The sequence below is a fragment of the Streptomyces sp. ISL-96 genome (assembly GCF_018614035.1).
Taxonomy (GTDB): Bacteria; Actinomycetota; Actinomycetes; order Streptomycetales; family Streptomycetaceae; genus Streptomyces.
Genome location: NZ_JAGGPA010000054.1, coordinates 11,982 through 24,706, shown reverse-complemented (window position 1 = coordinate 24,706; position 12,725 = coordinate 11,982). Strand labels below are relative to the sequence as shown.

Here is a 12,725-nt window from a genome sequence, read left to right as displayed (position 1 = left end):
CGCCGTCGATGGACCGCTCCGAAATCGACTTCCAGGCTCAGACGCGGAAGCAGATCCTCGACCCTCACCGTCCCCGCCCGGCTACGCGCCGTTTTGGCCGTCTCGATCAGAGCCAGCGCCACCTCCTCAGGCGTGCGGTGCCGGTTCGGCGGCCGCCCGGCACCAAGTTCTTCGGTGACGCGGTGCAGCAAGGCCGCTTCGGCCGGTCCGGGCTCACGGATGTTGAGCGAGCACGCCGGAAGATTCGTGTCGACGACCAGGGAGGCGCAGGCGCGGCCGAGCAGGTCATCCCTGATCCCGGCGAGCATCTCCTTCCACGGAGCGTGCGCTCGCAGCGCAGCGGCGTCGAACCGGAACCGCTGGCTGCTCAGGCCGTGCAGCGCAGGCCCAGGATCGGCACTCGCCTGGACTGGGCGCAGCACCCGGGCCAGCTCGGGATCCTCCGGCTCCGTGTCGCGCACCACGAGGCGGTGCGAGGTACCGGGATGCGAGGCGAGGTCGTGGTCCATGGAGGAGAAGAGCAGATCCAGACGCAGGCCTCGGTTGTCCTTCGTGAAACTCTCCAGCGACAACGCGCGGTCGTGGTCCGTGTGCTTGATCTGCAGCCGCTCGCGGCTGCCCTTGCCCCACTCGCAGGTGATGTCGTCGAACCGGTCCCCGGTGAACAGCTTCGTATCAACCAGCACCGATGCCGCGCGTCCCACCGCAAGGTCCACCAGGCGCAGCGCGGTGAGTAGGTCCTGGTAGGCGTAGCCGAGGTGTGTTGGGCGCAGCCCCATGCTCACCTCCAGCGCGCCTTGTTCACGCGGTGCCCACCTCGGGCCACCGCAGCAGCCACCCTAACCTCGCCGACCATGTGGCGGCGGCGGGCACGGAATCCGGCGGCCGTGGTGTCCGGCCGGGTCAAGAGCGGAGCAGTGAGAGCAGCTCCCGAACGTCGTCCGCTTCGCTGGTAAGACCAAGGTCTTCAAACATGCGTGCTGCACGAGTGAGATGAGCGGTGGCCTGGTTCCTGTCGCCCGCGGTGATCCATGTCCGGCCGATGGCGCCCAGCGTGTGCGCGTACAGATCGTGGGCGTTGGCGCGTTGGCACGCTGCTTGGGCCTGCAGTAGATAAGCAATCCGCTGCTGTGGCGTGAGGGCGGTCAGCAACTCGGCGCAGGTCATCAGGATTGCCGCTTCGTCGTGGGGATTGCCCACGGCGCAGCTGGCGGCTTCGATGGCCCGCTCGCAGACGGCCTGTGCTTCGTTAGACTGTCCCGATGCCTGGAGTGCGAATGCTGCCGTGCAGAGCGCTTTCGCTTCGTTGGTGGTGTCGCCGAGTTGCTGGAACAGTGAGGCGGCCTCTTCTGCTGCGGCGCACGCCGCTGCGACGTTCCCCAGCTCCTGGTGGTCAAGGGACAGGTTGTTCAGTACCGCGGCCTGTTCCTGCAGGTCTTCACAAGCCCGTTGGATCGTCAGGGCTTCCTGGTGGATCTGCAGTGCGTCGGCGGGTTTCCCCCAATCGCGCAGGGCCGAACCGAGCCCGTTGAGTGCCTTGCCGCGTTCATTGTGGTTGTCGATTGAGGCGAAGAGGTCGGCGGCCCGCCTGTGAGCGGGGACAGCCTCCTCGTAGCGTGAGGCCTCGGCCAGGGCGATGCCGAGGTTGTTCCACGCTCCTGCCTCGGCGGCGAGCGCTCCCGCTTGGTGGGCAATGCTGCACGCGATCGTCGTCACGGCGATCAAGTCGTCGAAGTACCCGTGCCAGATGAGGTAGTCGTAAAGGATCACCGGGAGTCGGAGAGCGATGTCCTGGTGCCCGATGGCGGCTGCGGCGGCCACGGACGCGGTGAGGTTGACACGCTCGCTGTCCAGCCAGGCCAGCGCCTCGTCTTGATCGGCGAATTCGCCTGGCGCAGATGAGTGTGCCCCCAAGGTGAGGTGTGCGCTCGCCGCGAGGGCAGTTGTGGTGTAGTGCTCAAGCAGTCGGCTGCGTGCCTGAGCGTGGGCCCCTACCGCACCCGGCGTGCCTTCTCCTCCGGCACCAGTTGCTGCAGCCTGCTGGGTGTCGTGCACGAATTCGGTGGCGTAGTCGCGGACGAGGTCGTGCATCGACCAGCGCCTGTTCACACAATCGAGCAGGTGCGCCTGGACGAGAGCGCGGAGCATGGTGCGGACGGCCGACAGCGGGCGGGCCGCCAGCACTGCCACTGCTTCAAGGCCGATGTCGGGACCGGGATTGAGCGCGAGGAGACGAAAGAGTTCGGCATGATCCGGAGGAAGCCGACGGTAGGAGAGATCGAAGGAGGCACGGACAGCCCGTTCTCCGTCGTCCAGGAGGCTCAGTCGTGACCGGGCCGTGGCCAGCTCGGCCGCGAGTTCGGCGATGGCCTGGTCGGGTTCCAGGATCAGCAGAGCGGCGCTGATGTGCAGGGCCAGCGGCAGGTACCCGCACAGGCCGGCCAGTTCCTCGACACCGTCTGCGGCACCCAGGACGCGTCGGTCGGCAGGGTTGGCTCTCTGCAGGGCATGCCGCAGGAGTGCCACCGCCGCCTCGGGGCTGAGCACGGCAAGATCCACGAGCCGCGCGTTAAGTGTCGGCAGGGTGTGCCGGGAAGTGATCAGGACTTGGTGCCGGCGGCTGCCGGGGAGTAGGAGACGGACCTGGTCGGCACTGGCGGCATTGTCGGCCACGATGAGCAGACGTTGTCCCTGGTCGGCCCGGTCTTCCAGCGCGGACCGGTACAACGTTGCCCGTTCCTCAGCCGCTGCAGGAATGCCAGTCGGGTCGACGCCGAGGGCCCGCAGGAGCGCCTCCAGAGCCTGTCCTGGCTGCACCGGGCTCTCGTCGTATCCATGCAGGTCGACGAAGAGGCTGCCGGTGAACCAGCCGGCCTCGGCGGCGGCATGCCCGCAGGCCAGGGCGAGTGCCGTCTTGCCCACACCGGCAAGCCCGGCGACTGAGGTCACCAGCACGGGCGGTACGACATCATCCGCAGCCGAGGCAGCGATCGGCCCAACCCCTGAGCGATCCACGTCCTGCTGCGGTGCCCCGCTGTGCGGCCGCAGGACCGACAGAACCTGATCCACCTCAGTGTCCCGGCCGCTGAGCATCGAGGGTGCAGCGGGAAGGGAGGCCAGCGCGGTCGGCGCCGGCGCGGGCGGGTACACGCTGACCGTCAGAGGGCTGTAGTCGCCTGTGGTGACTGCACCTATGCTCCCGGCGGCCGCAACAGAGCGCAGGCCGGACGCCGCCACGTCGGCATCCGGCCTCAAGGACTGCCGGTCAGCAGGCGAGTTGTGCGATTCGGGAGCTGGTTTGGGCTTCCTCTGCCACGGATTCATGCGCGCGCGTCGTCTCCGGTGAAGGCCTCGCCGACCCCGCCGGCCGCCGCGACGCCTCGCTCACCCATCGCCTGCGCCGAACCGGACATCCCTGCTGCTGCCGGAGGTGCCGCAGCGGGTGCGGTGAGAGCGACGCGATCACCGGTAACCACTCGTCCGATGCTGCCGCCAGCCGCGACGGATCGCGCTCCCGCCGCTGTCGCCGCCGCTCCATGGCCGCCGACCGCAGACGGCCGCAGAAGCGTGTAGCAACTCAGCGCAACCCCGACCAGACCTGCGACCGAACCAGCCACGCTTGCCACCTGACCAGCCGTGTCGATATCGGCCACGGCCGCGACGACGCCCAGCACTACCGCCGCCAGGCCGCACAGCACCGCCAGCAGCCACACCACAATCCTCGCCCGTCCCGTCACGTACGCATCATCGCATTGAGGACTGACATCCCCGCTGCCCCATCTGTTCGACCCCGGCGCCGTACCGGATCGGCTGTCTGAGGACAGGGGACTGCCCGGCTGCCTTGAATCGGATTGCTGCTGGTGCGGCCGCCGCGTCATGCTTGCTGCAGCCGTGCGGCTCTCCTGGAGGGGCTGATGGGGACCCACGGTCAAGCGGGGACAGAAGTGAGGGTCACTGGCGCGGCGGTAAACCACAGTGACTCTCATAGCCGCTCCGACCGCGTCCGCGCGGCCACGTCGCGCTACGGGGACACCCCGACCAGCGACTGCCGAGCATGCTCTCCCGGCCTGCTGCGAAGCACCATGACCCAGCAGTCCGTCACCACTGTGCACCTCACGACCCGGCCACCCGAATCGTCAAGTCGGCCGCAGGTGGGCGTCACCTGGATGTAGCGTGACGCACGTCGTGTAGAAGTCGGCCCAGCTGTGCTTCTTCGTGAACAGCGAGGCCTCGTTGAGCCATCATGGTCTCAAGCTGCGGATCCCAGGGCGAGGGCGCAGAGGCCCCCGTCAGTGGGGTAAGTCGGTCGGCGGGCAGTTCTGCCAGTGCGTCGAGGTAGTCCGTGCTGTGCATGCGCCAGGGGCGAGCGCCCAGCCGGATCACCCGTTCAGCGATGGCGACGCCGGGCCAGTCGAAGTCGCCGTGGTAGGCGACGTCTGCTCTGCTGGCGACGAGCCGCCGCAGTAGTTCCCACCCCGCCGCAGACGGGTTGCCGCTGCCGCACACCAGGACGCCGGGCAGGCCATACCGCGCGGCTGCCTGAAGCACTTGCGGGTTCTCGCAGACATACACGGTTGCCCCCGGCACTGTCAGCGCGACATCGGGGACAGTGCGCAGCTCTTGAAGGGTCAGGTGCGTCACCAGCGACAGATCGTTGCGCGTGCGCATCATCATCGCCCAGGGATGGGTTCCGGGCGGGTCCAGCTTCCACACCATGACGGTCCCGGACAGGGAGTCTGTGCTGACGCCCACCCGCTCCCACAGCAGCCGGCGGTTTGCGGCCGAGTCGGGCGACGGCAGTGTGCAGGCTGCGGCAATGGCCTTGAGGACCAGGATACTGGTGAGGCGGCCCTCGTCGAGCCCGTGGGCGTCGCCGGTCGTGTGCGCGGCGAGCTCGCTCAGCTCCCACTGCTTCACAGCCTCTGCTCCGGTTCCGACCGGGGAGTAAAGGGGTGTATTCGTGAGTGCGGCGATAGTGCGTACGGCGCTGCTGAGGGCGGTAGCGGCCGCTTCGATGCCGGCCCGGGTGAGGATGCCGGTGCTCCTCAACTCCCCGAGCCAGTCGGCGATCCAGCCCGCGTGGGCCAGGCCTGCACCGGTGATGTCGCCGTCCAGCTGCTGCCAGAACGCCGTCCACGCTGTCTGCTGTGCCTCTTTGGCCGACATCCGGTCCTGTAGGGGCCGGCCGGTCAGCTCCGCCACGACACTGACGAGGCCGCATTGGGCGGCCGATGCCCTCAAGGCCACGTCCAGGGCGCCCAGTTGGATGCGGCGCAGACCGGGCTCGAGCCGGGTGCCGAGCAGTCCTCCGAGCCGCTTGGCGCCTTCGGTGTCGAGCTGGGCCTGCACGGTGCCGGTGGGGGCCAGGCGGTTGCGCTCCAGTCGTTTGCGGGCCGCCGCCCACAGCGCGGTGAGGCTGGGGTCGTCGAGGTAGCTGCGGACGGGGGCGGGGAGCTGGGGGAGGGGATGAGCGGTCATGATGCGGCGTGCAGGTGGCGGTTGCGGCCGTCCCAGTGGACGTGGGTGGTCACGGCCGCGGTGCCTTCGGCGCGCCGCACTTCGTAGGTGTCCAGGGCGGGAACCTCGGCGAAGAATCCCCACAGGGCGTGGCCGGTCATGACGAAGTCGAGGTCCAGGCGGACCAGAAGCGCCATCAGTTCGCCGATGGTGCGGTGGTCGACTTTGGCGAATGCGTCGTCCAGGAGGATCAGCCGCAGGGCGCGGCCGGTGTCGGGCAGGCTGCTGAGGTAGGCGTCGGCGGCGGCGAACAGGGTCACGTAGGACACGAAGCGGGTCTCGCCCTGCGAGAGCTTGGCCCGGCGGCTGATCTTGCGTTCCTGGCCGGGTTCGGGACCGGTGATGAAGGCGTCTACGACGTGCCAGGCCCGGTAGTCGAGAGCCGTGTGCAGGTGGGTGGCGTATCCGGCCTGGGGGTCGTCGCTGTAGGCGGTGTCCACGAGTGCCTTGAGCCGGCTGATGAGTTCTTCGGACTCCGCTTCGCGCAGCACATGGACGTCGCGTTTCATCAGCTCTTTGACCCGGGTGATGTGCTCGTTGGCCGAATCGGCCAGGCGCCAGCGGATCTTGACGCCGATGCCGTGGCTTGTGGTGATGGGCTGAAGCGAGGTGTTCATCGCCTTGATCAGGCTTTCGGCCTCGAGGATGCGGTTGCGGAGCTCTTCGGCCATCCCGCCCAGGACGAAGTTGTGAAAGGCCGTGCGCTCACGCTGGGTCAGTGCGCTGCGTCCGCGGTCGCGTCGTTCCCGCAGTTCGGCTGCGGCATCGGCGATGTGGCGCCGTCCGCCGGCATCTGTCAGTTCTACGACATGCAGGTCGTCCTCGATCGTGACGGTCACGTCGTAGGCGCCCGCGGTGTTGCGTTCCAGTACCGACTGGGCACGTACCAGCGCGGTGGCATCGGCGGTGCTGTCCGGCCGCTGCACCGCTGCCCTCACCTCGCGCACCGCCGCCAGGACGTCGTCCGCACCGGGGCTCGCCGATAGCAGTACCGCAGGACCAACCGTGCCCGGCACCAGAGCCACGGCCAGAGCCGGATGGCTCAGGCGCCGGTGCAGCGCTTTGGCTTGCTGGACGAGGGCCGCCCGTGCCTCTTGCGCTTTCTCCCGGGCGCCCTGCGCCTTCTCCTTGGCCGCGGCCACCTGGCCGGTCAGGTCGAGTACCTGGCTGTTGGTGCGCTGCAGGACCGCCTTGGTCTGCTTCAGCTCCCGTTCGGCTGCCTCAAGACGGTCGTGCACCTCCTGCGGGCTGGAGCCGAGGCTCTCGCGCAATGCGGCCAGCCCCGAGGCCTCCCGCGACCAGTCCAAGCCTGCCGACTCGGCGTGCCCCTCCGCCTCACTGCGCCGGTCGCGGACGGTGCGCAGGCGTGCCAGCAGAAGCTGCCGGCGGGCGAGATGCTTCTTGACTGCTTCGCCGGAGCGGTCCACATCCCGGCACATGGTCTGCGACCGCTCCGCACAGGCCTGCGTGGTCCGTAGACCCTCTGCGTCGTCGGGCATTCCCAGGGCCGTACAGACCTCGCGGTGGCTGTGCTGGCGGGCCGTCCAGGCCCGCTGCATCCGCTGGGCCTCCTCCGCGAGCGCGCCTGCTTGCCGGCGGGCGGCGACGGCGTCCGTGCGGGCTGAGGCGGCCTGCAGGCGCAGCGTCGCGAGCTGCACGGAGCGCGGAGCCTCCACCAGGTGGCTCTCCAGGTCCCGCAGCCCGGCCTCCAGGGTGTCCTGCTGCTCGCTGCGCTCCTGTGCCGCCTGCTGCAACTGTTCGAGCAGGACGTCAATCTCGGCGAGACGGGCCGCGCGGACGGCCGCCCGCGCCCTGGCGCCGATGTAGCGGGCGCTTGCGGGCAGGTGACGTCCTCTCAGAGGACCGTTGCCCCACGAGCCGTCGGGCACCACCCAGGTGGGGTGCCCCGGACTCAGGGCGATCTGATCCAGGACGGCGTTGACGCGCGCCACCTCCCTGCTGTCGCTCCCGGCCGGGACCAGCAGCGTGCGCAGTGAGCGCAGCGCCGGGGGACCGCCGGCCCCCAGCAGCAGCTGGCCGCTTTCGGCGACCACGTCGCCATCCTGTGTGAGAACGCCGTACAGCAGCCCCGAGGCCAGCAGGGCGCCCTCCACGCCGGTCCGCACCCCCGCGTCGACCTCGGGACGGAACTCCAGCAGCTGCCACAGCGCCGGTGCGCCGACAGCCGGGCTGTCCAGCCAGTCCGGCATCGGCGGCGGCACATCGCGCTCCCGGCGCAGTTCCCCGGCTTCGGCCAGCAACTGCTCACGTTGGGCATTGTCCTGCTGTGCCTGTGCGGCCAATGCGGCCGTCTGCTGTGCGTGCAGGGCCCGGGCAGGCGCGGCCACCTGATGGGCGAGGGCGTCCAGGCGGGCCAGTTCACGGTCGGCGTCCGGGCCGGCCGGCACGTCACCAGCGAGGGCTTCGACATCGTCCAGGAGAGCGGCGACGGCCGTGCCGTGCCAGTCGACGTCGCCCAGCAGGCGCTGCGAGCGCGCAGATGCCGTCCAGGTCCGCCAGTCCACGGCCAGCTTCACTGCCGCTTCATCGCGTCTGGCTTCCGCCTGCTCTGCTTTGCCTTCAGCCTCGACGGCGTCTTCGGTGGCGTCTTCGGCCCGGTCCTGTGCGCGCCGTACTTTCTCGAGAGCGGAAACCAGTTCTCGGGCCTCGCCGGCCCGTACGGCTGCCTGCTGGGCCCGGGTGGCCGCAGCCGCGCGCAGCGCGGGGATCGCCCCGAGCAGCGCGTCGATGGTCGCGGCGATGTCGTCCAGGGCGGGGACGAGGCGCAGTGCCGCCGGGCGGCTGACGGGCTCCGGGTCGGCATCCGCTGTGGTGCGCACCGGCTCCACCACGGGCTCCGGCTCCCGCACCTCGACGTGCGGGGCAGCGGGAAGCGGAGTGTTGAGACCTGCCCCCGCCAGGAGTTCACCGACCTGCTGGACGATCCGGGCCGCCTCCTCTGCCGCGCTCTTGGCGTCCTGGGCCGCTTCGTTGCACGCGTCGGCGGTGCGCTGTTCTTCGTCACGGGCACCCTCGGCGGTGGCCATGGCGTTGCGGGCGGCGGCTTCCAAAGCCTGCAGGGTGCTGAGACGTTCGCTGAGTTCGCGGGCGGCCCGGTACTCGCTGGACTGCCGGATTCCGGCGACGGTTGCTTCCAACTCGTCGCGATAGCCGTCTAGTTCGCGGACCTCGGCTACGGCGTCGGCATGGTCGCGGACGAGCTGGAGGTGTGTCTTCTCCCGCTGTGCGGCTCTCGTGTCGGTGTCCCGGGCCAGGACGGCCGCAGACTGGGTGCGGTCACCGGCGGCGATGCAGACGCCCGTGGCGTAACGGGTGTAGACCCTGAGGAAGTCGGCGACGTGACCGTAGGCGGTTTCCAGCCGGGCCAGCGCGGCCCGGGTCTCTTCCAGCCCGTCGAGTTCCTCACCCGCTGTGGCGATGGCTTTGTCGGACAGCGGGGGCAGGGCGTCGGAAAGGATCTGGGGCAGGCGGCCTTCGTCGATGCGGTTGCCCACGTCGGGCGAGCGCAGCGTGTGCAGCAGCTGTAGCAGTCCCGTATACCGCTCGCGTCCCTGGTCGCCGTGGAGCCCGAAGACGGCCGTGCGTACCCGGTCGCGGTGGACGTCGGGAGATGAGGTCAGACGGTCCGCTCCGATGACGGCGGCCAGGCCTTCTTTCGACTGCGGGACCCGGCTGGTGTCGAGCAGGACCAGGTCCTCGTCGACCCGCAGGGGGGTGAGGAAGTACCAGGCCTTCGCCTCCGCGGCGCTGTGCGAGAAGCGGATCAGGGCGCCTGCGGTCAGGAACTCTGTGCGCTGCTCGCCGTCGGCGTCCTCCACGTCACGGGTGAGCTCCAGCCACACGTACCCGAGCCGGTTGGCCTGGCCGTCGCCGCCAGCCCGCATCAGGTCCTCCAGCCGGACTTTGCCGGAACCGGTGGCATCCATGCGGCGCCGGTCGGCGTCCAGGACGAACGGCAGCAGCATCTCCAGGGCCCGGGACTTGCCGGACCCGTTCGATCCCCGCAGCACCAGGCGGCCGCCCGACAGATCGAAGCGCTGGTCGAAGTAGAACCAGACGTTGACGATTCCCGCCCGGTTCAGCCGCCACCGGTAGGGATGGGCCGCGCGGGCAGGCGCTTGCCCGCCCGCGGGGCTGTCGGGTGTGCGCGGGCCGGGAAAGGCGAGGGCACTCATAATGCCTCCCTGAGGAAGGACTCGGTGAACAGCACGTCGGACGGCGGCGCGCCGGCAGCGTCGGGCGGTGTATCGGCCAACCGCCGGGCGGCGCGCGTCGGCTGGGCTTGAGGTTCGGGCCGGTAGCGGGCCGCTGCCGGATGCAGCACCAGTCCTTCGGGCAGGCTGCGGGCCAGCGACATGGATTCCAGCAGGGCCACGACCTCCTTCTGCAGGCGGGCCGGATCGGCGATGTAGGCACCGGCCCAGGCCTTGGCGTAGCGCGAGGCCAGGCCATCCAGTTCACCGCGGACCGTGTCCCACGGCGTCAGCAGGCCCGGCACATCTGCCGCAGTCCCCGGGACGTGGTGACCCGCCGCCGGCCGGGCCAGATCGGTCAGTGCATCGGTCAGCAGCAGCGCTGCCTGGCGCACGGTACCCGGGCCCGGATAGACCACATCGCTGAGGGTTCCTTCGGTGTCGTAGGCCAAAGCCCCCTCCGCTCTGACCTCCAGCGTCAGCCCGAAGTGCTCCTCCAGAAGGCGCGTCAGCTCCGAGCGTTCCCGGGAGAGGACATCACGCTCGTCCTCCGGGAGCTCTTCCCGCTTCACCAGCGGGTTCTCTACCAGACGGCGCCGCAGACTGCGCCGGGGCTCGGACGCTCCGCTCGGCAGCTGATCCGCCAGGTCGGCCAGGGAGGCCACATTGCGCAACGGGCGGGGCAGCACGTGCGGCAGCAGGGGGCGGTGGATCTGCAGCACCCCCTCCTCGCGCCGTTCACTCCAGGCGGACAGCGATCCGTCGGTCTCGGTCAGCACACCCCAGTCGATAAGAAGCCCGACGGCCTGGACCAGGCGGCGGTTTTCCGAGGGCGTGTCGCGCAGTTCGACACCGGCCGAGGCGGCATCGGCCCGTACCTGCTCGACCAGCGAGGAGATCAGCAGCCACTCACCGGTACCGGGCGTGAGCAACGCGGCACAGGCCAGCGAGAACAGCGCATAGGTCTGCGGGGTGAAGGGCGGGCTGTCTCCCCGCTGGACGGGCCGCAGCGGACCGTCCGGGCTCGGAGGCGTCTTCACCAGCCGGGCAAAGGAGGTCTCGACGATGAGGTGATACCCCAGGAGCTTGGCGAAGGCGGAGCGCAGCGCGGCGGAATGCCTGCGGACCACGGCCAGCTCGTCCGGCTGCCGGTGCGACGTCAGCACCGGGCGGGCCAGCAGGGTACGGGCTGCCAGACGCCGCTCCGCCGCCTCGTGCTGAGCGGTGGAGCCGGCCGGCCTGTTGTCCACACTCACCGGACGCCTCCTGCCGCCGAGGGCGGCTGCCGGTCCTCGCCTGCGCCGACGGTGAGTTCGTCTGCCGCACTCTCACCCGCTGCATCACCGGGGCGGGCCTCGTCGGCGGCCGAGGCTTTGAGAGCCAGACGCAAGAAGGTCGTGTCGCCGTCGTCCGATCTGATCACGGTGTCGGTGTCCGACTCCGCGACGTCCACGGCGACATGGAGATCGATGTCCTCCACGCGCACGGCTTGTGACGGGCTGAGTTCCTTGGCCAGCGCCATGGACACCAGTTCCAGCAGCAGATCACGGGCCGCCGGAGTGAGGTGCGCTCCGTCCAGCACACCGGCAGCGGCGAGTTCGGCCCCGGCCGTCTGGCGGGCCGCGAGTTCCTGCGCGGCCTCTTCCTGCAGACGGGTGATGTCCATGCCCGGGTCGGGCACCCGCGCGGTGCGTCCGCGCGCGGTGCGGTCGCCGCGCTCCCGCAAGGAGACCGGGACATCCACCGGGCCGGCGTCCCACCACGACGTCGAAGGGGTGTCGCGGGGGTCGGCCTCCTCGGGCCCGAAACTCACATGACGCGCGGGGTAGGCGCCGAAGGCGGCCGAGAAGCCGCGGTGGGCCTCTTCGACACTGGCCTGCGCGAACAGGCCGGCCAGGTGCATCAGGTCGCTGCGCCTGGCTCCTCCGGTGCCGCCGGGGGTGAGCATGCGCCGTGCGTTGGTGAGCAGCTGCCCCAGAGCGGACTCGGCTGCGGCCCGCAGCTGAGCCGGGCCGGACAAGCCGCCCTCGCCGCCGCTGTACCAGGCCTGCAGTTCCGCCCAGTCGTTGTGCTGCCGTCCAGGCAGCCGCTCGACGGGGGCGCCGTCCGCGGAAGCCAGGCCCGGCAGGCTGTCCAGGGCGTTCAGGACGTGGTCCAGGACCGGCTGGAGGTCATCCAGGCATTTCAGGACCGCGGGGGAGTGCCGGGAGACGTCGGTGTCGATGAGGTGGACGTACTCCAGCAGCAGGCCCTTGAACGACGCGTACTCCTCACCGGCCAGGTCGTAGCGGACCAGCACGGACGACAGGTAGGCGTAGAAGTCGCGGATGCTGTCGGCGAAGTACGCCTGGTTGGTGAAGACGGTCGTGACATCGGCCGCCAGGGCCTCGGCGTCGATGGTGCGGGGATGGCGTGCCTGGCGGAAGATCTTCGACAGCAACGCTGCCATGCTGCCGAGCAGTTCGCGGGCCACCTCCCGCGCGCCGTCGCGCATCTTCAGGACTTTGGTGACCTGCCGGTGGACCGTGCCGCCGAGCCGGGTGACCTGGAAACGGGCCCGGGTGTGGCGCAGCGCGGCGACTGTGGGGACACGGGGGTCGCGTGCGGAGGGCATGAGGTTCTTCCAGCGGACCAGGCTGGCGCAGCGGGCCTCCGCATCCTCCGGGGACAGGGTGATACCGCGTTTCGCCAGTGCCTCGCTGACCTCCGCGGCGGACAGATCGGTCAGCAGTGTCTGCGTGAACTGGTCCATGATGGCGAGGTATTCGGCCGCATTATGGACATTGTCGACCGTCACATACCTGAAGAGATCGCGCCGCTCGTCTGACTCGTCTTCGGAGCCGTCTTCGCCCCCGAAGTAGCCCTCCTCCATTCCCGTCCCCCCTCTGGCTCCGGGCCGCAGGGGCCAGGAAGGTACCGACGGTCAGATTAGGGCGGGAAGACTCTACTTCCCGGCGATTGATCACCATGGACCGAAAATGATCGCCTTTTGAC

Annotated in this window: 7 protein-coding genes; 1 reads left to right on the top strand and 6 read right to left on the bottom strand. The window is 69.8% G+C overall.

What is annotated here, in order from left to right:
- Positions 1 to 8 precede the first annotated feature (8 nt).
- Positions 9 to 737: a hypothetical protein gene (locus tag J7E96_RS28685; protein ID WP_215135374.1), complete on the top strand. Its 729-nt coding sequence runs from the start codon at positions 9 to 11 to the stop codon at positions 735 to 737.
- A gap of 166 nt (positions 738 to 903) precedes the next feature.
- On the opposite strand, the gene J7E96_RS38565 is transcribed toward J7E96_RS28685, so the two are convergent.
- From J7E96_RS38565 to J7E96_RS28655, 6 genes are all read right to left on the bottom strand, one after another.
- Positions 904 to 3,069, bottom strand: coding sequence for a tetratricopeptide repeat protein (locus tag J7E96_RS38565; RefSeq protein ID WP_215135372.1), 2,166 nt, complete (start codon positions 3,067 to 3,069; stop codon positions 904 to 906).
- Between the two features lie 251 nt (positions 3,070 to 3,320).
- Positions 3,321 to 3,737 (bottom strand): hypothetical protein, encoded by a 417-nt coding sequence (locus tag J7E96_RS28675; RefSeq protein WP_308296181.1) that lies wholly within the window; start codon positions 3,735 to 3,737, stop codon positions 3,321 to 3,323.
- 421 nt (positions 3,738 to 4,158) lie between these two features.
- Entirely contained in the window at positions 4,159 to 5,478 is a 1,320-nt protein-coding gene (locus tag J7E96_RS28670) for a TIGR02679 family protein (protein ID WP_215135370.1), read from the bottom strand.
- Positions 5,475 to 9,713, bottom strand: coding sequence for a TIGR02680 family protein (locus tag J7E96_RS28665; RefSeq protein WP_215135367.1), 4,239 nt, complete (start codon positions 9,711 to 9,713; stop codon positions 5,475 to 5,477). The genes J7E96_RS28670 and J7E96_RS28665 overlap by 4 nt, the downstream gene beginning before the upstream one ends.
- Entirely contained in the window at positions 9,710 to 10,987 is a 1,278-nt protein-coding gene (locus tag J7E96_RS28660; protein WP_215135365.1) for a TIGR02678 family protein, read from the bottom strand. Before J7E96_RS28660 ends, J7E96_RS28665 begins: the two co-directional genes overlap by 4 nt.
- On the bottom strand, positions 10,984 to 12,603 hold the full coding sequence (locus tag J7E96_RS28655) for a DUF2397 domain-containing protein (protein WP_215135363.1): 1,620 nt from the start codon (positions 12,601 to 12,603) through the stop codon (positions 10,984 to 10,986). The genes J7E96_RS28660 and J7E96_RS28655 overlap by 4 nt, the downstream gene beginning before the upstream one ends.
- Positions 12,604 to 12,725 lie beyond the last annotated feature (122 nt).

Excerpts from the sequence above, each read along its gene's own strand:
- J7E96_RS28665 (WP_215135367.1), bottom strand. The coding sequence starts at position 9,713 with ATGAGTGCCCTCGCCTTTCCCGGCCCGCGCACACCCGACAGCCCCGCG.
- J7E96_RS28685 (WP_215135374.1), top strand. The coding sequence starts at position 9 with ATGGACCGCTCCGAAATCGACTTCCAGGCTCAGACGCGGAAGCAGATC.
- J7E96_RS28655 (WP_215135363.1), bottom strand. The coding sequence starts at position 12,603 with ATGGAGGAGGGCTACTTCGGGGGCGAAGACGGCTCCGAAGACGAGTCA.
- J7E96_RS28670 (WP_215135370.1), bottom strand. The coding sequence starts at position 5,478 with ATGACCGCTCATCCCCTCCCCCAGCTCCCCGCCCCCGTCCGCAGCTAC.